Consider the following 21,097-nt stretch of genomic DNA (forward strand, 5'->3'; position numbering starts at 1 on the left):
AGCGGGTGCTTCGTCAGCGGGTGCTTCGTCAGCGGGTGCGACGCAGCAGCGTCAGGTGCATCGCGTCCGTGCCGTGCACGTGCGGCCACAGCTGGACGTCCTCGCGGTCCCCGAGCGGGATGTCCGCGCCCGGCGTGACGACGGTGCGCACCGCCTCCCGGGCGTCGAGCCGCTCGGCGTCAGGGACGCCGTCGACCGTGCGGCGGCGCAGCACGTCGTCGACGACGACGCGCGTCTCGGCCAGGTGCGGGGAGCACGTGACGTAGGCGACCACTCCCCCGACGCGGACGGCGTCGAGGGCCGAGCCCAGCAGCTCGCGCTGCAGGCCCGTGAGGACCGTGAGGTCCGCGGGCGTGCGCCGCCAGCGCGACTCGGGACGGCGCCGCAGCGCGCCCAGGCCCGTGCAGGGCGCGTCGACGAGGACGCGGTCGTACGCGCCCGGCTCCTGGGCGCCCACCTCGCGGCCGTCGCCCGTGCGGACGCGCTCCACGACGCCGTCCGGCACCGCGCGCAGCGCCTTGCGCACGAGGTTCGCGCGGTGCGGGGCGACCTCGTTCGCGACGACCGTGGCGCCGCGCTGCGCGGCCAGCGCCGCGAGCAGGGACGCCTTGCCGCCCGGGCCCGCGCACAGGTCGAGCCAGCGCGCGTCACGCCCGTCGAGCGGGGCGGCCGCGAGCGCCAGCGCGACGGCCTGGGAGCCCTCGTCCTGGACGCCGGCGCGGCCGTCGGCGACGGCGGGCACGCTCAGGGGGTCCTGCCCGGCCAGGACGAGGGCGGTGGGCAGCCAGCGGCCGGGGTCGAGGCGGAGGCCGTCGGGGGCGCCGTCGCGGATCTCGTCCGCGGTGACGAGGCCGGGGCGGGCGACGAGGGTGACGCGGGGGGCGGCGTTGTCGGCGTCGAGGAGGGCGTCGAGCTCGGCAGGGTCCCTCCCGTCCCCGGCGAGCGCCTCGCGCAGGGCGCGGGCGATCCACACGGGGTGGGAGCCGACGACGGCGGCCGCGGTGACGGGGTCGGGGGCGTCGGTGCGCAGCTCGTCGAGCCAGGCGTCGAGGGAGGTGCCCGCGACGCGGCGCAGGACGGCGTTGACGAACTGGGAGGCGCCGGCGCCGACGCGGTCGCGGGCGAGGCCGACGGTCTCGGAGACGGCGGCGTGCGTGGGGACGCGCATGCCGAGGAGCTGGTGGGTGCCGAGGCGGAGCACGTCGAGGACGGCGGCGTCGAGGCGGTCCAGGGGCCGGTCGACGCAGCGGGCCAGGACGGCGTCGTAGCGGCCCCGCAGGCGCAGGGTGCCGTAGGCGAGCTCGGTGGCGAAGGCGGCGTCGCGGCCGGCGATGCGGCGCTCGCGCAGCAGGGGCGGCAGGACGAGGTTGGCGTAGGCGTCGGAGCCGTCGACCTCACGCAGGACGTCGAACGCGGCGGTGCGGGCGGGGTCGCTCCACCGCCGGCGCTGGGAGGGCGCCTGGGCGGTGCGGGACTGCTCGCCGCGGGAGCGGGCGGCGCCGCGCTGCCGGCCGCGGGCGTCGCGGCGGTCCGTGCCGCCGCGACGGTCGTCGCCGCCGGAGCGTCGGCGGTCGTCAGGGCCGCGACGGTCGGCGCCGTCGTACCCGCTCACCGGGCGTCCTCCGTGCCGAGGACGACGTCGCCGCTCAGGCGGGCGCCGCGGGCCCAGTCGGCGGCGGCCATGGGCTTCTTGCCGACGGGCTGGACGAGGCCGAGCTCGACGGCGTGCGTGGCCGTGCCGACGAGCACGTCGCGCTTGCCGGGGCGCAGCTCGCCGGGCTTGAGGTCGGTGACGTCGGGCCGGGGCGTGACGGGGCCGAGGCCCAGGCGGGCGGCGCCGTCCGGCCCGGGGACGGTGGTCCACGCGCCCGGGGCTGGCGTGCAGCCGCGCACCAGGCGGTCGACCGCGAGCGCCGGGTCGGTGAAGTCGACGCGGGCGTCGGCGGTGGTGAGCTTCGCGGCGAGCGAGACGCCGTCGGCGGGCTGGGGCTGCGGGTCGAGGGCGCCGTCCTCGAGCGAGTCGAGCGTCGCGACGAGCAGGCCTGCGCCGGCGTGCGCGAGGCGGCCGAGGAGGTCGCCGGACGTGTCGCGCGGGCGGACGGCCTCGGTCATGGTGCCCAGCACGGGGCCGGTGTCCATGCCCTCGTCGAGCAGGAACGTGGTGGCGCCGGTGATCTCGTCGCCGGCGATGATCGCGCGCTGCACGGGTGCGGCGCCGCGCCAGGCGGGCAGGAGCGAGAAGTGCAGGTTGACCCAGCCGTGGCGGGGCACGGCGAGCACCTCGGTGCGCAGCAGGTGCCCGTACGCGACGACGGGGGCGGCGTCGACGTCGAGGTCGCGCAGCGCGGCGCGGAACTCCTCGCCGCGGGGCACGTCGGTCAGGACGGGGATCCCCGCCTCCTCGGCGGCGACGCGCACGGGCGACGGCACGAGCCGGCGGCCGCGCCCGGCGGGGGCGTCCGCCCGGGTGAGCACGGCGACGACGTCGTGCCGTGAGGCGATCAGGGCCTGGAGGGAGGGGATGGCGGCCTCGGGGGTGCCGGCGAAGAGCAGTCGCACCTGGTGATCCTACGTTCCGCGCGTCGGCGGGGCTGCGGGTCGGCGCTGGTGGGGCCGCAGAGCGGGTGGTGCGGGCGGTACGCTTGACGGTCGTGTCCCGGGTCGACCTTCCTCGTCTGCGCCGGCCTCGTGTGTGCCGGGCGACCGGGCGCCGGGCGACCGGGCCGGTGCTGGCGTTCGCGCTGTGCTCGCTGATCGCTGCCCCGTCGCCCGCCCCATCGCCCGTGCCGGAGGGCCCGGCCGGGGCCGCCGCCACGGCGCAGGCGCCCACCGCCGCGACGGACCTCCTCGCGACGACGGGCCTCCGGACGACGGGAGCGGCTCAGGTTGCCCCGGCCGCGATGCATCCGCAGCCGCTCGACCCCGGCGACGGGCCCCTGCTCCGCACGCTCGGCACGGGCGCGCCCGCCGACCCGCAGGCGTCCGCCTGGCGGGCCGCGGCGGACGACCCGGCGAGCACGCTCGTGGTGGTCGACAAGCGCCGCCCCCTGGACCCCGAGGACTTCGTGCCCGCCGACCTGCGCGGCGCGAGCGGGGTGCTGCTGCGCGCGGACGCGTCGGACGCGTTCCTGGCCCTGGCGGCGGCCGCCGAGGCGGCCGGGGTGCCCGTGCGGGCGCAGAGCGGCTACCGGTCGTTCGTCGACCAGCAGGTCACCTACCACCGCTGGCAGCGCGAGCTCGGCGACGCCCGCGCCGACGAGCAGTCCGCCCGCCCCGGCCACTCCGAGCACCAGACGGGCCTCGCGCTCGACGTGCTGCCGCGCGGGGGCGCCTGCCAGGCGTTCGGCTGCTTCGGCGCGACGCCGCAGGCCGCGTGGCTGGCCGCGCACGCCGCGGAGTACGGGTTCGTGGTCCGCTACCAGGACGGGCAGGAGCCCGTCACCGGGTACACGGCCGAGCCGTGGCACCTGCGCTACGTCGGCGTCGCGGCCGCGAGCGCCCTGGCGGCGTCGGGCGCGCGCAGCATCGAGGAGTACCTGGGCCTGCCGGCGGCACCCACGTACTGAGCCGCCCGCATGGGTTGGGCCGGGTCGTCCCACGCCTCGGTCGCGGTCGGCGTGGTCCGGGCCACCCCGCCGGTCGTCCCAGCCCCGGCGCTGCCTTCTCCGGCCGACTCAGGCCGCGCCCGCGGGCCGCACCGGCACGCCGAGGTCGCGCAGCGCGCCACGGAACGCGGCGGTGGTGGTGAAGCGCACCGCGTGGAACCCGACCCCTGCGGCGGCCGCGACGTTGACCGGCGAGTCGTCCACGAAGACGGCCCGCGCGGGGTCGACGTCGAACCGCCGGGCGAGCCGGCGGAAGATCTCGGGGTCGGGCTTGGCGATGCCCTCGCGTCCGGAGACGACGACGTCGTCCATGAGCCCGATCGCGGGTGCGGCGGCGAGCGCGTGGTGGAACGTCTCGGCCCACCAGTTCGTCAGCCCGTACAGGCGCACCCCGAGGGACTTGAGCTCGGCGACGAGGTCGGCGGCCCCCTCGACGGTGCGCGTGAGGCTGCCCGGATACCCGTCGAGGTACGCGTCGAGCATGCCCGCCCAGCGGGGGTGCTCGGCCGCGAGCGCGGCGCGCCCGTCGTCGAGGGACCGGCCGGCGTCCTGCAGGTGGTTGAACGCGGCGAAGTCGACGTCGGCGAAGAACGCGTCGACGTCGGCCGGGTCGTGGGCGGCGAACGCGCCGCGCGGCTCCCAGTGGACGAGCACGTTGCCGACGTCGTAGACGACGGTGTCGATCGGGGCGGGGGTCGCGGTCACACCATCTCCTGGGGGTCGAGCTGGACCCGGAGGGCGCCGGGTTCGCGGTGGGCCGAGCGCACGCCGAGCGAGGCGCGCAGCTGGCGGGCGAGCTCGTCGCCGTCGGCGGCGGGGACGCGGACCAGCACGCGCACGGGGGCGCCGTCGAAGAGGCTGCCGTCGCCCGCCGGCGTCTCCCCCGGGCCGGTGCGCTCGGAGGGGACCTCGACGGGGCCGAGCGTCGTGGCCGGCCCGGCGAGCGCGACGCGGCCGACGAGCGCGGCGACGGCCGCGCGGTCGCCGGTGACGGCCGCGACCCGCACGGCGGGCGGCAGGGCGAGCTGGGCCCGTTCGGACAGCTCGCGGTCGGCGAACCCGGCGGGGTCGAAGCGCACGAGCGCGCCCGTGGGGCCGGGCGCGGCGTCGCCGACGAGCAGCACCTGCCCGCCCGCACCCGCCGGGCGCACCAGGTGGGCGGCGGCGAGCCACCGGTGCAGTGCGCGCGTCCCGGCGTCGAGACCGGTGCCTGCGGAGGCGGCCGCGGCGTCGAGCAGGAGGGCGGTGACGTACCCGCCGTCGGCGACGGGCTCCGCGCCGGGCGTCGCGACGACGAGCGCGGGGCGGGCGGGCACCCGGTCGAGGATGCCGCCGGGCGCCGTCGAGGCGGACACGCGCACGGGCACCCCGGGGAACGCCCGGCCGAGCTCCTCGGCCGTGCGCTCGGAGCCGACGCGCACGGCGCGCAGCGCGCCGGACCCGCACTCGCCGCACCGCCACCCGGCGGCGAGCCGCCCGCACCAGCGGCACTGCGGCGCCGCGGCCTGGCCGCTCAGGGCGAGCGGCCCGTGGCACTGCGCGCACGTGGCGGGCGTGCGGCACCGTTCGCAGGCGACGATGGGGAGGTACCCGGTGCGCGGCACCTGCACGAGCACGGGCCCGACGCCCAGGCCGTCGCGCGCGGCGCGCCAGGCCGCCGTCGGGATGCGCGCGCCGGCGCCCGGGCCCTCGGAGGCCAGCTCGACCGACGTCAGCGCCCGCACGCGCGGGGCGCGCGCCCGCAGCACGTCGCGCGGCGCGGCGATCTCGCGGGCCCAGCCGTCCGCGAGCAGCGCCTGCGCCTGGACCGTGCGCCCGGGCGACCCGAGGAGGAACGCCGCACCCTCGAGGTCGCTGCGCAGCGCGAGCACGTCCCGCGCGTGCGGGTAGGGGGCGTGCGGCTCAGCCAGGGTGTCCTCGCCGTCGCCCCACAGCACGACCAGCCCGAGGTGCGCCACGGGTGCGAACATCGCGGCGCGCGTCCCGACGACGACACGGGCCCGCCCGCGCGCGGCCGTCAGGAACGCCCGGTAGCGCGGCGCCGCGCCGTCCTCGGCGAGCAGCCGCACGACGTCCGGCACCCCGCCCGACTCCAGGGCCGCGGCGACCCGGCCCGCGTCCCGGGCGTCCGGCACGACGACGAGCGCGCCGCGGCCCGCGCCGACCGCCGCGCGGGCCGCGGTCGCGACGGCCGCGGCCCAGTGCGGCAGGGTCGGCACTCCCCCGGCCTCCGCGGGCGGGGCGAGGCCCGGCAGGGGTGTCCACACGGCCTTGGGCGCGGTGCCGGCGCCCACGTGCCCCAGGAACGCCTCCCCGCCCCGGTACGCGCCCCACAGGCCCCGCCAGGCGTCCGGAGCGGGGCCGAGCACGGCGACGTCCGCTGGCGCCGCGACGGCGGCGCGGGACGGCGCCGCGGCGATGGTGGCGTCGTCGTCGTCCGGCACGACCGCGTCGGGCACGGTGGCGTTCGGCGCCTCCTCCCCGGTGGGCGCCGTCCCGGTCGACGCGTCCTCGGTCGACTCCTTCTCGGTCGGCTCCTTCTCGGTCGGCTCCTTCTCGGTCGGCTCCTTCTCGGTGCGCGCGTGCCGCGGCGGCACGGCGAGCCGCAGCACGTCCGCCGTGGTCCCGGCCCACCGGGCCGCGACGGCGCGCACCAGCCGCAGCACGGCCGGCGTCAGCACCGGCTCGGCCGACACGAGCCGCTTGAGCGGCACCAGCCGCCCGTCGTGGTCCGACGCCGCGACCCGCGCGACGACGAACCCGTCGACCTCCTGGGGCCCGAACCGGGCCCGCACCCGGGCGCCGGGGACGCACCCGTCGGCCATCGCGGCCGGCACGAGGTAGTCGTACTCCCGGTCGAGGTGCGCCGGCTGGAGGTCCAGCAGCACCCGCGCGACGGGCAGCTCGGACGCCATCTCCTGCGCCCCGAGGGGCGTCCTGCGCCGCCGCGCCCGGGCGGGCGCCACGACGTCGTCCAGCGCGAGCAGGGCGTCCTGCTCACCCTTGGCCCCGGCGCCGGCAGCGGCGGCGGGCGCGCTCGCGCGCGCACCACCCGCGGCGACGTCGTCGGACAACCTCATGACGGAACCTCACCACATCCCACGGACACGACGTGCCCCGACGACGCACGAAGGTCTCGGGGCGGGCCCCGTCCACGCAGCAGCCGGCCGAGCGGAGCGACCCCGCGACGCGCCAGCGCCCGGGGTACGAGACGGTCCGACCCCGACCGTCCCGAGACGAGCCGGAGCCCTGGAGGGCTCAGGACGCGACGGCAGCCTGCAGCGCGGCGACCCGGTCCGTGCGCTCCCACGAGAACTGCGGCAGCTCGCGCCCGAAGTGCCCGTACGCCGCGGTGCGCGCGTAGATCGGCCGCAGCAGGTCGAGGTCGGCGATGATCGCCGCCGGGCGCAGGTCGAACACCTGCTCGATGGCGGCCGTGATGCGCTCGACCGGCACGGTCTCGGTGCCGAAGGTCTCGACGTACAGGCCCACCGGGTGGGCGCGCCCGATCGCGTAGGCGACCTGGACCTCGCAGCGGCGGGCGAGACCCGCGGCGACGACGTTCTTGGCCACCCAGCGCGTGGCGTACGCGGCCGACCGGTCCACCTTCGACGGGTCCTTGCCGGAGAACGCACCGCCCCCGTGGCGGGCCATGCCGCCGTAGGTGTCGACGATGATCTTGCGGCCCGTCAGGCCGGCGTCGCCCTGCGGGCCGCCGACGACGAACTTGCCCGTCGGGTTGACGTAGAGCTTGTAGTCGCTCGCATCGAGCGTGACCTTCTCGAGCACCGGGGCGACGACCTTGTCGGCGATCTCCTTGGCCAGGGTCTCCTGGAGGACGTCCTCGTCGTGCTGCGTGGACACGACGACGGCGTCCAGGCGCACTGGCCGGTCGCCGTCGTAGGCGATGGTGACCTGGGTCTTGCCGTCCGGGCGCAGGCCGGCGACCTCGCCCGTGCGGCGCACCTGCGCGAGCCGCTCCGCGAGCCGGTGGGACAGCCAGATGGGCAGCGGCATGAGCTCGGGGGTGTCGTCGCACGCGTAGCCGAACATCAGGCCCTGGTCGCCGGCGCCCTGCGCGTCGAGCGGGTCGTGGTCGGCGGCGTCGTCGCGCTGCTCGGCGGACTTGTCGACGCCCTGCGCGATGTCGGGCGACTGCTGGCCGATCGACACGGACACGCCGCACGAGCTGCCGTCGAACCCGACCGCCGACGACGTGTAGCCGATGCGCTTGACGACGTCGCGCACGATCTGCGGGATCTCGACGTACGCGGTCGTGGTGACCTCGCCCGCGAGGTGCACCTGGCCCGTGGTCACCAGCGTCTCGACGGCGACGCGTGCGTGCGGGTCCTGCTCGAGGATGGCGTCCAGGACGGCGTCCGAGATCTGGTCGCACACCTTGTCCGGGTGGCCTTCGGTCACGGACTCGGACGTGAACAGGCGCAGAGCATCGGTCATGGCGACACCCTAGGGTCAGACATCGCCCCGGACCCACCCCATGGAAGCGAAATCCCATCAGTTGGACAGGACAAGTCCGACTTACGGGACGCTACCCGCGGACCTTCGCGACGGCGTCCCACAGGACGTCCGCGACCTGGCGTTTCGTCCCGTTCGCGTGGGCGACCTGCTCCCCTGTGGCGTCCAGCACCCACACCTCGTTGTCGGGCGTGCCGAACCCGCGCCCGCCGCCGACGGCGTTGACCGCGAGCAGGTCGGCGCCCTTGCGCAGCGCCTTGGCGCGGCCGTGGTCCAGCACGCCGCCGCTCGCGTCGCCCGTCTCGGCGGCGAACCCGACCACGACCTGACCGGGCCGCAGCCGGTCGCGCACGAGCTCCGCGAGGATGTCGGGGTTCTCCACGAGCTCGATGGGCGCGGGGCCCTGCCCCGGCACCTTCTTGATCTTCGCCTCGGTGGGCGCCGCCGGGCGGAAGTCGGCCACCGCGGCGGCCATGACGACGACGTCGGCCGCGGCGCCCGCAGCGCGCACCGCGTCGCGGAGCTGCACCGTCGACTCGACGCGGACGACCTCGTCGGCGCAGGTCTCCGACCCGGCGGCCTCGAGGTTCGCGGCGACGAGAGTCACGTGCGCCCCTCGCGCGCGGGCCGCCTCGGCCAGCGCGACGCCCTGCCGCCCGGTCGAGCGGTTGCCGATCCAGCGCACCGGGTCGAGCGGCTCGCGCGTCCCGCCGGCGGAGACGACGACGCGCAGCCCCGCCAGGTCCTGCGGCGCCTGCGCCGCGGCCAGCACGGCGAGCGCCTCGCGGGCGATGTCCTCGGGCTCGGGCAGGCGGCCCGGCCCGGAGTCCTTGCCCGTCAGCCGGCCCGACGCCGGCTCGACGACGTGCACGCCGCGGGCGCGCAGGGTGGCGACGTTCGCGCGCGTCGCCGGGTGGTCCCACATCTCGGTGTGCATGGCCGGCGCCATGACCACCGGGCAGCGCGCCGCGAGCAGCGTCGAGGTGAGCAGGTCGTCGGCGCGGCCCGTGGCCGCCCGCGCGAGCAGGTCGGCGGTGGCCGGGGCCACGACGATCAGGTCGGCGCCCTGGCCGAGCGCGACGTGCTGGACGTGCTCGACGTCGTCGAACACGTCGGTGCTGACGGGCTCCCCCGACAGCGCCTCCCACGTGGGAGGCCCGACGAACCGCAACGCCGCGGCCGTCGGGATGACGCGGACCGCATGACCGGCCTCGCGCAGCAGACGCAGCAGGAGCACCGCCTTGTACGCGGCGATGCCCCCGCTGACGCCCAGCAGGATCCTCATCCGAGACTCCAGGCTCAGAAGCCGTCCGGGACACCCTCGGCGGCGTCGCTCTCCTCGACCGGGGTCGAGGTCAGCAGGCCCTGGTTGATCTCGCGCATCGCGATGGACAGCGGCTTCTCCTGCACGCGGACGTCGACGAGCGGGCCGACGTTCTCGAGCAGGCCCTCGTTGAGCTGCGAGTAGTAGGCGTTGATCTGGCGGGCGCGCTTGGCCGCGTAGAGGACCAGGCCGTACTTCGAGTCGGTCTTCGCGAGCAGCTCGTCGATGGGCGGGTCGGTGATGCCGATGGGCTGGGCCACGGTTCCGGCCATGTTTCACGCTCCAGGAGGGAGGAAGGACAGAGACTGCCGGACAGTCTACCTGCCGACCTGCGCGTTCCCTCCCACGGCCAGGCCCATGAAGGAGACGAGCCGATCGGTGGCGTGGCGGACCTCGTCGTTGACGATCGTCACGTCGAACTCCGCCTCCGCGGCCAGCTCGACGCGCGCGGTGGCCAGACGCCGTTCGCGCTCCTCCGCGTCCTCGGTGCCGCGCCCGACCAGGCGGCGCTCGAGCTCCTCCCAGCTGGGCGGGGCGAGGAACACGAACTGCGCCTCGGGCATGGACTCGCGCACCTGCCGGGCACCCTGCAGGTCGATCTCGAGCAGGGTCGGCACGCCCGCGGCCAGGTGCTCCTCCACGGGGCCACGGGGCGTGCCGTACCGGTTGCGGCCGTGCACCAGCGCCCATTCGAGCATCTGGCCCTCGGCGACCATGCGGTCGAACTCCTCGGGGGACACGAACAGGTAGTGCACGCCGTCGACCTCGCCGGGGCGCGGCGCACGCGTCGTCGCCGACACGGACAGCCACACCTCGGGGTACCGGTCACGGACGTCGGCGGAGACGGTGCCCTTGCCGACGGCCGTGGGCCCGGCGAGGACGGTCAGACGGGCGGGTCCGGGCACAGTGCCGGCAGGCGACGCGGAAATCTCAGCCAAACCTCTCGATGAGCGCCGCGGCCTGGTGGGGTCCCAGGCCACGGACGCGGCGGGTCTCGGCGATCCCGACCTCTTCCATGATCGCCTTGGCCTTCACCTTACCGACGCCGGGGAGGGACTCGAGCAGGGCGACCACCTTGAGCTTGCCCACGACGTCGTCCGTCTGGCCCTGCTCGATGACCTCCTTGAGGGAGCCCTGGGAGTACTTCAGCCGGTTCTTGATCTCCGCGCGCACGCGACGCGCCTCGGCGGCCTTCTCAAGGGCCGCCGCACGCTGCTCCGGGGTAAGAGGAGGAAGGGCCACGCAAGTCACCTACTCAGTCGAGCCGATGGGGCGGTACTGCTCCGTCGAAACTAACCGTGACCTGCGCCTGCGGCAATCGGGGCGCGCACGGTGGCGCGCGCCGTCGCCCTCACGAGGGGCCGAGAGCCGCCGTTCCGTGGTGGTGGTGCCCGGCGTGCGGGTCCACGGGCGTCGCTCCCGGGCGCGTCCACTGCGGCGTCGGGCGGCCGTCGACCCGCCAGAACCCGCTCGGCCCGAACGGCTGCGGCCACCCGGCGGGCGAGTCCTCCCAGCGCTCGCCGCGGCCGTACACGCTGCGGTCGATGAGCTGCAGCGACGTCATCATCGCCTCGGTGCCGCGCCCCGTGACCCGGTACGTGAGGTAGACGCGGTCGTCGCGGCGCAGCAGCCACAGCCACTCGCCGAACTCCGTGCCGAGCGTCGGGTCCTCGACGTCGGCGGCCGAGTACCAGGGCACGGTGTAGCCCATGAAGTCGCGCAGCTCGCGCGCGAGGTCCCACGGCCCCTCGAAGAGCACCGCGAACGAGATGCCGCGCGCGTGGAGGTAGGACGGCTCGTGCATCGCGTAGACGCTGAGGGTGCAGCCCTCGCACTGGTCCTCGATCGGCCGGCCCACGTGGGCCATGTGCTTGTAGACCAGGAGCTGGTCGCGCCCGTCGAACAGGTCGAGCAGGCTCACGGGGCCGTCCGGCCCGACGACGTCGACGACGGGCAGCTCCATCATCGGCATGCGGCGGCGCCGGGCGGCGAGCTCGTCGCCGGCGTGCGTGTGGGCCTTCTCCAGGGTCAGCAGGTCCTCGTAGGCGGCGTCCCAGGCGACGCGGTCGACGACGGGCGGGGTCGGGGTGGTGTCGGTCATGCCCGTCCGACGACGCCGGCGCGCGCGACTCATCGCCCCGGCGACGTGGGGCGGGGCCGACCCCGGTCCCGCCCCACGCTGTTGTCGGCCCCGCAGGGCGGTCCTCAGCCGCGCAGGGCGGCCCGAGCCTCTGCGGCCGCGGTCTCGGCCGCCGCACGCAGCGCCGCGGCGTCCGGGCCCGCCTGGAGCACGCCGCGCGACGACGACGCCAGCACCTGGCGGCGCGCACCGCCGAACACGGTCGCGAGCTCCGCGGCGCCTGCGCCCTGGGCGCCCACGCCGGGGGCCAGGAGCGGTCCGTTGACGGCCTCGAGGTCGGTGCCCGTGGCCGCCACGGCGTCGCCGATCGTCGCGCCGACCACGAGGCCGACCGATCCCATCGGGGTCGCGCCCGCGTTGAGCACCGCGGCCTGCGCGGCGACGGACGCGGCGAGCGTGATGCCGTCGGCGGTCCGCGCGTGCTGGACCTCGTGGCCCTCCTTGTTGGAGGTCAGGCACAGCACGAACAGGCCGCGACCGGTCTGCGCCGCGAGCTCGGCCGCCGGGGCGAGCGAGCCGAAGCCCAGGTAGGGCGAGACGGTCAGCGCGTCGCCCGCCAGCGGCGAGCCGTCGCGCAGGAACGCCTCCGCGTAGGCGCCCATGGTCGAGCCGATGTCGCCGCGCTTCGCGTCGACGATGCACAGCGTCCCGGCGGCGCGGGAGGCCGCGACGGTCTCCTCCAGCACGGCGACGCCGGCCGAGCCGTGCCGCTCGTAGAACGCTGCCTGCGGCTTGAACGCCGCGACCCGGCCGCCGACGGCGTCGACGACCCGCAGCGAGAACTCCCGCAGCCCGGCGACGTCGTCGGCCAGCCCCCACGCCGCGAGCAGCGAGGCGTGCGGGTCGATGCCGACGCACAGCGGGCCCAGGTCGTCCATGGCGGCGCTCAGGCGCGCGCCGAAGGGCTCAGCCACGGGCGACCTCCTCGCGGGCCGCGGCGCCACGGGCGAGCGCGCGGCGCGCTCGGCCCTCGGCGGTGTGCTCCTGGAGCGACGCGACGTCGAACGGCCCGGCGATGATCGCCTCGATCGCCTGCACGACGGCGCCGAGCTCGTCGATGGTGGTGACGATCGGCTTGTCCGCGGCGGTCGTGGCGGCGCGGATCTCGTAGCCGTCGGCGCGCACCCCGGCCTGGCCGGACGGGGAGTTGATCACCAGGTCGACGCCGCCGGCCGTGATGAGCTCGACGATCGTCGGCTCGCCGTGCGGGCCGGTCCCCTCGGAGTGCTTGCGCACCACGGTCGCCGGGATGCCGTTGCGGGACAGCACCTGCTTGGTGCCCGCGGTGGCGAGCACCTCGAAGCCCAGGTCGGTGAGCCTCTTGATGGGGAACACGATCGCGCGCTTGTCGCGGTCGGCCACCGACACGAAGACCTTGCCCGACGTCGGCAGGCCGCCGTAGGCCGCGGCCTGCGACTTGGCGAACGCGCGGGGGAAGTCGGCGTCGAAGCCCATGACCTCGCCGGTCGAGCGCATCTCCGGGCCGAGGACGGTGTCCACGACCAGGCCCTCGGCGGTGCGGAACCGCTTGAACGGCAGCACGGCCTCCTTGACGGCGATGGGCGCGTCGAGGTCGAGGGTGCCGCCGTCGCCCGCCGGGGGCAGCATGCCCTCGGCGCGGAGGTCGGCGATGGTCGAGCCGACCATGACGCGCGCCGCGGCCTTGGCGAGGCTCACGCCCGTGGCCTTCGAGACGAACGGCACGGTGCGCGAGGCGCGCGGGTTGGCCTCCAGCACGTACAGCACGTCGCTGACCAGCGCGTACTGCACGTTGAGCAGGCCGCGCACGCCGACGCCCTTGGCGATGGCCTCGGTCGAGCGGCGGATGCGCTCGATCTCGTGCTCGCTCAGCGACACCGGCGGCAGCACGCAGGCCGAGTCGCCCGAGTGGATGCCGGCCTCCTCGATGTGCTCCATGACGCCGCCGAGGAACAGCTCCTCGCCGTCGTACAGGGCGTCGACGTCGATCTCGATGCCGTTGTCGAGGAAGCGGTCGATGAGCAGCGGCGCCGAGAGCACGTTGCCGGAGGCGGCGGCCGTCTCGGAGGCCGACGCGATCGCGCGCTCGACGTACGTGGTGAGCTGCTCGCGCGAGTACACGATCTCCATGCCGCGGCCGCCGAGCACGTACGAGGGGCGCACGAGCACCGGGTAGCCGATGCCCTCGGCGACCTCGACGGCCTGGCCCAGCGTGCGGGCGGTGCCGAACGCGGGGGCCGGCAGGCCCGCGTCGACCAGCACCTGACCGAACAGGCCGCGGTCCTCGGCGGCGTCGATCGCCTCCGGGGTGGTGCCGAGGACGGGCAGGCCGGCGTCGGCGAGACGCTGCGCGAGCGACAGCGGCGTCTGGCCGCCGAGCTGCACGATGATGCCCTTGACCGGGCCTGCGGCGAGCTCAGCCTGGTAGACCTCCAGGACGTCCTCGAAGGTCAGCGGCTCGAAGTAGAGGCGGTCGGACGTGTCGTAGTCCGTCGAGACCGTCTCCGGGTTGCAGTTGACCATGACCGTCTCGTACTGCTCGGCGAGCGTCAGGGTCGCGTGGACGCACGAGTAGTCGAACTCGATGCCCTGGCCGATGCGGTTCGGGCCCGAGCCCAGGATGATGACGGCCTCGCGCTCGCGCGGGGCGACCTCGGTCTCCTGGTCGTAGGACGAGTAGTGGTACGGCGTCGTGGCCTTGAACTCGGCGGCGCACGTGTCGACCGTCTTGAAGACGGGGCGCACGCCCAGGGCGTGGCGGATCTCGCGGACCGACTGCTCGCCCGTCGAGCCCATGCCGCGCAGGGCAGCGATCTGGCGGTCCGACAGGCCGTGCCGCTTCGCCTCGCGCAGCACGTCCTCGGTGAGCGTCGGCGACGCGGCGACGTCGTCGGCGATCTCGTTCATGAGCGAGATCTGGTCGAGGAACCACGGGTCGATCTTGGTGGCCTCGAAGACCTGCTCGATCGTGGCGCCCGCGCGCAGCGCCTGCTGCACGCCGACCATGCGGAACTCGGTGGGGCGCTTGATGTCCTCGAGGAGCCGCTCCAGGTCCGCGCCGGCGACCGGGGTGCCGTCCCAGTGGAACTGCACGCCCGCCTTGTCGATGGAGCGCAGCGCCTTGCCGAGCGCCTCGGTGAAGTTGCGGCCCAGCGCCATCGCCTCGCCCACCGACTTCATGGTGGTGGTCAGCGTGTCGTCGGCGGCCGGGAACTTCTCGAACGCGAAGCGCGGCACCTTGACGACGATGTAGTCGAGCGTCGGCTCGAACGACGCGGGCGTGACCTTCGTGATGTCGTTCGGGATCTCGTCGAGCGTGTAGCCGACGGCGAGCTTCGCGGCGATCTTGGCGATCGGGAAGCCGGTGGCCTTCGAGGCGAGCGCAGAGGAGCGCGAGACGCGTGGGTTCATCTCGATGACGATGACGCGGCCGTTGGTCGGGTCGATCGCGAACTGGATGTTGCAGCCGCCCGTGTCGACGCCGACCTCGCGGATGACGGCGATGCCGATGTCGCGCAGCTTCTGGTACTCGCGGTCGGTCAGGGTGAGCGCCGGGGCGACGGTGACGGAGTCGCCCGTGTGAACGCCGACGGGGTCGACGTTCTCGATGGAGCAGACGACCACGACGTTGTCGTGCTTGTCGCGCATGAGCTCGAGCTCGTACTCCTTCCAGCCGAGGATCGACTCCTCCAGGAGCACCTCGGTGGTCGGCGAGTAGTGCAGGCCCTGACCGACGATGCGGCGCAGGTCGGTCTCGTCGTACGCGATGCCCGAGCCGAGGCCGCCCATGGTGAACGACGGGCGCACGACCATCGGGTAGCCGAGGTCGTCGGCCGCCTCGACGGCCGCCTCGACCGTGTGGATGATGTGCGAGCGGGCCGACTCGCCGCCGCACTGGGCGACGACCTCGCGGAAGAGCTCGCGGTCCTCGCCCTTCTGGATGGCGGGGATGTTGGCGCCGATGAGCTCGACGTCGTACTTGGCCAGGACGCCGGCCTCGTCGAGGGCGATGGCCGCGTTAAGCGCGGTCTGGCCGCCGAGCGTCGGCAGGAGGGCGTCGGGGCGCTCCTTGGCGATGATGCTCGTCAGCACCTCGGTCGTGATCGGCTCGACGTAGGTGGCGTCGGCGAACTCCGGGTCGGTCATGATCGTGGCCGGGTTGGAGTTCACGAGGATGACCCGCAGGCCCTCCTCCTTGAGCACGCGGCACGCCTGGGTGCCGGAGTAGTCGAACTCGCAGGCCTGCCCGATGACGATCGGGCCCGAGCCGATGACGAGGACGGACGAGATGTCGGTACGGCGGGGCATCAGGCGTTCTCCTTCTGACCGAGGTCGGCCAGTGCCGACGTCGGGACGTTCACGGGCGCGGAAGTCTGCATGAGCTCGACGAAGCGGTCGAACAGGTAGGCCGAGTCGTGCGGGCCGGCCGCGGCCTCGGGGTGGTACTGCACCGAGAAGGCGGGGATGTCGAGCGCGGTGAGGCCCTCGACGACCTGGTCGTTGAGGCCGACGTGGGACACGATCACGCGCCCGTACTCGCTCTTGTGCGGCGCGTCGCTGATCGTGTCGAGCGGGGCGTCGACGGCGAAGCCGTGGTTGTGCGCGGTGACCTCGACCTTGCCGGTCGTGCGGTCGAGCACGGGCTGGTTGATGCCGCGGTGGCCGTAGCCGAGCTTGTACGTGCCGTACCCGAGGGCGCGGCCGAAGAGCTGGTTGCCGAAGCAGATGCCGAAGAACGGGATGCGGGCGTCGAGCACCTGGCGCAGCACCTCGACCTCGTGGGTCGCGGCGCCGGGGTCGCCGGGGCCGTTGGAGAAGAACACGCCGCGGGCGCCGTCGGCGGGCAGGAGCGCCGCGATCTGCTCGAACGTGTACGACTGCGGGACGACGTGCATGCGCACGCCGCGCTCGGCGAGCCGCTCGGGCGTCATGGACTTGATGCCCAGGTCGAGCCCGACGACGGTGGCGACGGGCTCCTTGCCGGCGAACTCCCCGGCGGGCTCCACCGTGTAGGGCTGGTCGGTGGTGACCTCGCGGGCCAGGTCGGCGCCGGCCATGAGCGGGGCGGCCTGGACGCGGGCCACGAGCTCGTCGACGGGCACGGCGTGGCCGGCCGCGTCGAGCAGGTCCGCGCCGGAGAAGATGCCGGCGCGCATGACGCCGCGCTCACGCAGGTGGCGGGTCAAGAAGCGGGTGTCGACGTCGGAGATGCCGACGACGCCCTGCGCCTCGAGGTCCGCGTCGAGCGAGCGGTTCGCGCGCCAGTTCGACACGCGGCGGGCGGGGTCGCGGACCACCCAGCCGGCCACCCAGATGCGCTCGGACTCGGTGTCCTCGCCGTTCACGCCGGTGTTGCCGATGTGCGGGGCGGTCATGACGACGATCTGGCGGTGGAACGACGGGTCGGTCAGCGTCTCCTGGTAGCCGGTCATTCCGGTGGCGAAGACGATCTCACCCAGCGTGGTGCCGCGGGCGCCGTAGGCACGGCCGCGGACGACGGTCCCGTCCTCCAGCACGAGCGCTGCCTTGTCGGTCACGGTCACAGGTTCTCCTTGGGCGATTCGGCGGTGGGCGATTCGGCGGTGGGCGGTTCGGCGGCGGGCGGTTCGGCGATGGACGACGTGGCGATCAGGTGTCGCACGGCGTCGACGATGCGGGAACGGTCTTCGGGGTAGCGGGTGCGCAGCCCGGTGTCGAGCTGCAGCGCGCGGACGCGCCCGTCGGACGGGGCGAGCCAGGTGAGCACGACGAGGCCGTCGGCCCCGACGTACTTGCCCGCCATGCCGGGGGCGAGCCCGGCGCTACGCAGGGCGCTGGTGGGCAGGAACACGGTGGTGGCGCCGGTGCGCTCGACGAGCACGCCGCCGTCGTGCACGGTCACGCGGGCGGCCGCGCGGTCGCCCAGGCCGTGCGCGCCGACGCGGGCGAGCCAGTCGCCCGCGAGCGTCGTCGAGACGTAGGTGGCCTCGACCGGGCCGAGGCGGGCGGGCCCGAGCCCGGCGAGGTCCGCCGGCGCGGCGGGCGGCGTCGGGACGAGCTGCCCGGTGCGCTGCGCGACCTTGCGGCGGCCCGTGAGGACCACGAGGAGCAGCAGGACGCCGATGACGACCCAGATGCCGATCGCGACGGGGGTGGGCAGGTTCACGCGGCCACCACCGGGGTGCCGTCGAGCACGGTCGCGCGGCCGCGCAGGAACGTGGCGACGACGCGGCCGGGCAGCGTCCGCCCGCGGAACGGCGTGTTGACCGAGGCGGTCTGCTGTGCGGCGCCGTCGACGACGCGCGTCGCGGCGGGGTCCACCAGCACGAGGTTGGCGGGCTCGCCGACGGCGATGGGCCGGCCGTGCTGGTCGTCGACGCGGCCGATACGGGCCGGGTTCGTGGACAGGACGCGGGCGACGTCGGCCCACGTGAGGCGGCCCGTGTCGACCATGGCCTCCTGGACGACCGACAAGGCCGTCTCCAGGCCGGTCATGCCGAACGCGGCCGACGCCCACTCGCAGTCCTTGTCCTCGACCGGGTGCGGGGCGTGGTCGGTCGCGACGATGTCGATCGTGCCGTCGGCGAGGCCCTCGCGGACCGCCTCGACGTCGTCGGCCGTGCGCAGCGGCGGGTTGACCTTGAACGTCGGGTCGTACCCGCGGGCGAGCTCGTCGGTCAGCGCGAGGTGGTGCGGCGTGACCTCGGCGGTCACGGCGATGCCGCGCGCCTTGGCCCAGCGCACGATCTCGACCGAGCCGCGCGTGGACAGGTGGCACACGTGCAGGCGCGAGCCGACGTGCTCGGCCAGCAGCACGTCGCGGGCGATGATCGCCTCCTCGGCGACGGCCGGCCAGCCGGCCAGGCCGATCTCGGCGGAGACGACGCCCTCGTGCATCTGGGCGCCCTCGGTCAGGCGCGGCTCCTGCGCGTGCTGGGCGACGACGCCGTCGAACGCCTTGACGTACTCCAGCGCGCGGCGCATGAGCACCGGGTCGTGGACGCACTTGCCGTCGTCGGAGAAGACGCGCACGCGCGCCTTGGAGTCGGCCATCGCGCCGAGCTCGGCGAGGTGGTCCCCCGCGAGGCCCACGGTCACGGCGCCCACGGGGTGCACGTCGACCCAGCCGGCCTCCTGGCCCAGGCGCCAGACCTGCTCGACGACGCCGGCGGTGTCGGCGACGGGCGACGTGTTCGCCATGGCGTGGACGGCCGTGAAGCCGCCCGCGGCGGCCGCGCGGGTACCGGACTCGACGGTCTCGGCGTCCTCGCGGCCCGGCTCGCGCAGGTGCGTGTGCAGGTCCACCAGGCCCGGCAGCAGCACGTGGCCGGTGGCGTCGAGGACGACGGCGCCCTCGGGGGCCGGCGCGTCGGCACCGACCGCGGCGATCACGCCGTCGGCGAGGACGACGTCGGTGGCGTCGCCACCGAGCGGACGGACGTTCTTGAGCACGTACGCGGGCATCAGATCGAGGTCCCTTCGGCCGAGGAGCCCCCGGCGAGCAGCAGGTACAGGGCGGCCATGCGCACGGCGACACCGTTCGCGACCTGCTCGACGATCACGGAGCGGGGCGAGTCGGCGGCCTGCGCGGAGATCTCCAGCCCGCGGTTCATCGGGCCGGGGTGCATGACGATGGCGTGCTCGGGCAGCATCGCGAGACGACGCTGGTCGAGCCCGTAGCGGCGGGTGTACTCGAGCGGGCTCGGGAAGAACCCGCCCGCCCCGCCCGACATCCGCTCGCGCTGCACGCGCAGCATCATGACGGCGTCGGGCTGCCAGTCCCGCAGCGTGTCGTCGAGGCTGTACGACGTCGCGCACGGCCAGCTCTCGACGCCCACGGGCAGCAGCGTCGGCGGGGACACGAGCGTGACCTCGGCGCCCAGCGTGCGCAGCAGGTTGACGTTGGAGCGCGCGACGCGCGAGTGCAGCACGTCGCCGACGATCGCGACCTTGAGACCCTTGAGGTCGCGGCCGACGCCCTCGTCCGGCACCAGGTGGCGGCGGATCGTGAACGCGTCCAGGAGCGACTGCGTGGGGTGCTGGTGCGTGCCGTCGCCCGCGTTGAGCACCGCGACGGGGTTGCCGACGCTGCCGAGCCAGCCCGAGTGGGCTAGCTGGTGCGGTGCGCCCGACGCCCAGTGCCGCACGACGACGGCGTCCGCGCCCATGGCGTGCAGCGTCAGTGCGGTGTCCTTGAGCGACTCGCCCTTGGACACGCTCGAGCCCTTGGCCGAGAAGTTGATGACGTCCGCGCTCAGGCGCTTGGCCGCCGTCTCGAACGAGATGCGCGTGCGCGTGGAGTCCTCGAAGAACAGGTTGACCACGGTGCGCCCGCGCAGCGTCGGGAGCTTCTTGATCTCGCGCGACTGCGTGGCCGCCATCTGTGCGGCCGTGTCGAGCAGCAGGATCGCCTCGTCGACGCTCAGGTCCGCGGCGGAGAGCAGGTGCTTCACTTCGCCTCCCCCACGTTCTCGGTGGCCTCACGGCCGCTGATGACGACGGCGTCCACGCCGTCGATCTCGGCGAGCCGCACCTGGACGCGCTCGGTCGTCGACGTGGGCAGGTTCTTGCCCACGAAGTCGGGCCGGATGGGCAGCTCGCGGTGCCCACGGTCCACGAGGCACGCCAGGCGCACCGCGCGCGGGCGTCCCAGGTCGCTGATGGCGTCGAGCGCGGCCCGGATGGTGCGGCCCGAGAACAGGACGTCGTCGACCAGGACGACGGTCTTGCCGTCGATGCCGCCCGCGGGCAGGCGCGTCACGCCGACGGCCCGGGTGGGGTTGCGGTGCAGGTCGTCGCGGTACATCGTCACGTCCAGCTCGCCCAGCGCGGCGGCCGGGTCGAACGCGGGGTCGATGGCGGCGAGGCGCTCCGCGAGGCGGTGCGCGAGCGGGACGCCGCGGGTGGGGATGCCCAGCAGGACGACGTCGGCGGCTCCCTTGGAGCGCTCGACGACCTCGTGGGCGATGCGGGTCAGCGCCCGCGAGACGTCCTCGGCACCGAGGACGGTCGTGTCTGATGGCAGGCCGAGGCTCACCGGACCTCCTTCTCCGCCTCACAGGACGGGGTTAAAGGGTGTCGTACGGGGGGATCGTGCGCAGCCAGGGTATCGGAGCAGACACGAGCGCCCGCACACCTTTCCGGTGTGCGGGCGCGATCTGTGTCACAGCGTCCGTCAGATCAGGAGCGTCGGCTTGAGCTCCACGATGCGGCCGAGCAGGCCGTTGACGAACGCGGGCGAGTCGTCGGTGGACAGCTGGGAGGCCAGGTCCACCGCCTCGTCGATGGCGACGGCGTCGGGGACGTCCGCGTTGAAGAGGATCTCCCAGGTGCCGATGCGCAGCAAGGCGCGGTCGACGGCCGGCATGCGCTCGATCGTCCAGCCGTTCGAGTACGTCTCGAGCAGCTCGTCGATACGCTCGCGGTGCGCCACGACGCCCTCGACGACGTCGGCCGCGTACTGCGGCACGGGAGACTCGGTCAGCGGCTTCTCGATGCGGTCGCGCAGCAGGCGAACCGGGTCGAACCCGCGCTGCTCGGCCTCGAAGAGGATGTCCGCGGCGCGCTTGCGCGCCTTGGTGCGTGCACCCATCC

General features: G+C 75.0%; 19 protein-coding genes. 1 reads left to right on the forward strand and 18 read right to left on the reverse strand.

Annotated elements, in window-relative coordinates:
* Positions 1–28 precede the first annotated feature (28 nt).
* Positions 29–1,612, reverse strand: coding sequence for an RsmB/NOP family class I SAM-dependent RNA methyltransferase (locus ET471_RS14380; protein ID WP_129189427.1), 1,584 nt, complete (start codon positions 1,610–1,612; stop codon positions 29–31).
* The gene (fmt, locus tag ET471_RS14385) at positions 1,609–2,559 is read right to left on the reverse strand and encodes a methionyl-tRNA formyltransferase (protein WP_129189429.1); all 951 of its coding nucleotides are present in this window, start codon (positions 2,557–2,559) and stop codon (positions 1,609–1,611) included. Before fmt ends, ET471_RS14380 begins: the two co-directional genes overlap by 4 nt.
* A 92-nt stretch (positions 2,560–2,651) precedes the next feature.
* Here fmt and ET471_RS14390 point away from each other — a divergent pair, with 92 nt between their 5' ends.
* Positions 2,652–3,566 (forward strand): M15 family metallopeptidase, encoded by a 915-nt coding sequence (locus ET471_RS14390; protein WP_129189431.1) that lies wholly within the window; start codon positions 2,652–2,654, stop codon positions 3,564–3,566.
* A 108-nt stretch (positions 3,567–3,674) separates the two neighbouring features.
* Here the strand turns inward: ET471_RS14390 and ET471_RS14395 are convergent, their stop codons facing one another.
* The 16 genes from ET471_RS14395 to nusB form a co-directional block, all read right to left on the reverse strand.
* The gene (locus ET471_RS14395; RefSeq protein ID WP_129189433.1) at positions 3,675–4,310 is read right to left on the reverse strand and encodes an HAD family hydrolase; all 636 of its coding nucleotides are present in this window, start codon (positions 4,308–4,310) and stop codon (positions 3,675–3,677) included.
* Positions 4,307–6,685 carry a primosomal protein N' gene (locus ET471_RS14400; RefSeq protein WP_165350507.1) on the reverse strand — a complete coding sequence of 793 codons (2,379 nt, stop codon included), beginning with the start codon at positions 6,683–6,685 and terminating at the stop codon, positions 4,307–4,309. The genes ET471_RS14395 and ET471_RS14400 overlap by 4 nt, the downstream gene beginning before the upstream one ends.
* Positions 6,686–6,863: 178 nt before the next feature.
* The gene (metK, locus tag ET471_RS14405) at positions 6,864–8,063 is read right to left on the reverse strand and encodes a methionine adenosyltransferase (RefSeq protein ID WP_129189435.1); all 1,200 of its coding nucleotides are present in this window, start codon (positions 8,061–8,063) and stop codon (positions 6,864–6,866) included.
* A gap of 91 nt (positions 8,064–8,154) precedes the next feature.
* Positions 8,155–9,366, reverse strand: a complete 1,212-nt coding sequence (gene coaBC, locus ET471_RS14410; RefSeq protein ID WP_129189437.1) for a bifunctional phosphopantothenoylcysteine decarboxylase/phosphopantothenate--cysteine ligase CoaBC — start codon at positions 9,364–9,366, stop codon at positions 8,155–8,157.
* A 14-nt stretch (positions 9,367–9,380) separates the two neighbouring features.
* Positions 9,381–9,677: a DNA-directed RNA polymerase subunit omega gene (rpoZ, locus tag ET471_RS14415; protein ID WP_129189439.1), complete on the reverse strand. Its 297-nt coding sequence runs from the start codon at positions 9,675–9,677 to the stop codon at positions 9,381–9,383.
* Positions 9,678–9,722: 45 nt separating this feature from the next.
* Positions 9,723–10,310, reverse strand: coding sequence for a guanylate kinase (gene gmk, locus ET471_RS14420; protein WP_242496303.1), 588 nt, complete (start codon positions 10,308–10,310; stop codon positions 9,723–9,725).
* Positions 10,311–10,335: 25 nt separating this feature from the next.
* Complete coding sequence (gene mihF, locus ET471_RS14425) at positions 10,336–10,647, reverse strand: integration host factor, actinobacterial type (protein WP_012878479.1); 312 nt, start codon at positions 10,645–10,647, stop codon at positions 10,336–10,338.
* Between the two features lie 109 nt (positions 10,648–10,756).
* Positions 10,757–11,506 carry a DUF899 family protein gene (locus ET471_RS14430; RefSeq protein ID WP_129189441.1) on the reverse strand — a complete coding sequence of 250 codons (750 nt, stop codon included), beginning with the start codon at positions 11,504–11,506 and terminating at the stop codon, positions 10,757–10,759.
* A 104-nt stretch (positions 11,507–11,610) separates the two neighbouring features.
* Entirely contained in the window at positions 11,611–12,459 is an 849-nt protein-coding gene (gene pyrF, locus ET471_RS14435) for an orotidine-5'-phosphate decarboxylase (protein WP_207207276.1), read from the reverse strand.
* Positions 12,452–15,832 carry a carbamoyl-phosphate synthase large subunit gene (gene carB, locus ET471_RS14440; protein WP_129189445.1) on the reverse strand — a complete coding sequence of 1,127 codons (3,381 nt, stop codon included), beginning with the start codon at positions 15,830–15,832 and terminating at the stop codon, positions 12,452–12,454. The genes pyrF and carB overlap by 8 nt, the downstream gene beginning before the upstream one ends.
* Positions 15,832–17,067: a glutamine-hydrolyzing carbamoyl-phosphate synthase small subunit gene (gene carA / locus ET471_RS14445; RefSeq protein WP_129189447.1), complete on the reverse strand. Its 1,236-nt coding sequence runs from the start codon at positions 17,065–17,067 to the stop codon at positions 15,832–15,834. Before carA ends, carB begins: the two co-directional genes overlap by 1 nt.
* The gene (locus ET471_RS14450; protein ID WP_242496304.1) at positions 17,064–17,669 is read right to left on the reverse strand and encodes a PH-like domain-containing protein; all 606 of its coding nucleotides are present in this window, start codon (positions 17,667–17,669) and stop codon (positions 17,064–17,066) included. Before ET471_RS14450 ends, carA begins: the two co-directional genes overlap by 4 nt.
* Positions 17,666–18,967, reverse strand: coding sequence for a dihydroorotase (locus tag ET471_RS14455; protein WP_129189449.1), 1,302 nt, complete (start codon positions 18,965–18,967; stop codon positions 17,666–17,668). Before ET471_RS14455 ends, ET471_RS14450 begins: the two co-directional genes overlap by 4 nt.
* Entirely contained in the window at positions 18,967–19,956 is a 990-nt protein-coding gene (locus tag ET471_RS14460) for an aspartate carbamoyltransferase catalytic subunit (protein WP_129189451.1), read from the reverse strand. The genes ET471_RS14455 and ET471_RS14460 overlap by 1 nt, the downstream gene beginning before the upstream one ends.
* Positions 19,953–20,540 carry a bifunctional pyr operon transcriptional regulator/uracil phosphoribosyltransferase PyrR gene (pyrR, locus tag ET471_RS14465; RefSeq protein ID WP_129189453.1) on the reverse strand — a complete coding sequence of 196 codons (588 nt, stop codon included), beginning with the start codon at positions 20,538–20,540 and terminating at the stop codon, positions 19,953–19,955. The genes ET471_RS14460 and pyrR overlap by 4 nt, the downstream gene beginning before the upstream one ends.
* A 138-nt stretch (positions 20,541–20,678) precedes the next feature.
* On the reverse strand, positions 20,679–21,095 hold the full coding sequence (gene nusB, locus ET471_RS14470; RefSeq protein ID WP_129189455.1) for a transcription antitermination factor NusB: 417 nt from the start codon (positions 21,093–21,095) through the stop codon (positions 20,679–20,681).
* Positions 21,096–21,097: the final 2 nt, after the last annotated feature.

Origin of the sequence: Xylanimonas protaetiae (assembly GCF_004135385.1) — a bacterium.
In the GTDB taxonomy this organism is placed as follows: Bacteria; Actinomycetota; Actinomycetes; order Actinomycetales; family Cellulomonadaceae; genus Xylanimonas; species Xylanimonas protaetiae.

Bases quoted from the DNA above. Each gene is read 5' to 3' on its own strand.
- ET471_RS14400 (WP_165350507.1), bottom strand. From the start codon at position 6,685: ATGAGGTTGTCCGACGACGTCGCCGCGGGTGGTGCGCGCGCGAGCGCG.
- metK (WP_129189435.1), bottom strand. From the start codon at position 8,063: ATGACCGATGCTCTGCGCCTGTTCACGTCCGAGTCCGTGACCGAAGGC.
- coaBC (WP_129189437.1), bottom strand. From the start codon at position 9,366: ATGAGGATCCTGCTGGGCGTCAGCGGGGGCATCGCCGCGTACAAGGCG.
- rpoZ (WP_129189439.1), bottom strand. From the start codon at position 9,677: ATGGCCGGAACCGTGGCCCAGCCCATCGGCATCACCGACCCGCCCATC.
- ET471_RS14430 (WP_129189441.1), bottom strand. From the start codon at position 11,506: ATGACCGACACCACCCCGACCCCGCCCGTCGTCGACCGCGTCGCCTGG.
- carB (WP_129189445.1), bottom strand. From the start codon at position 15,832: ATGCCCCGCCGTACCGACATCTCGTCCGTCCTCGTCATCGGCTCGGGC.
- ET471_RS14455 (WP_129189449.1), bottom strand. From the start codon at position 18,967: ATGCCCGCGTACGTGCTCAAGAACGTCCGTCCGCTCGGTGGCGACGCC.
- nusB (WP_129189455.1), bottom strand. From the start codon at position 21,095: ATGGGTGCACGCACCAAGGCGCGCAAGCGCGCCGCGGACATCCTCTTC.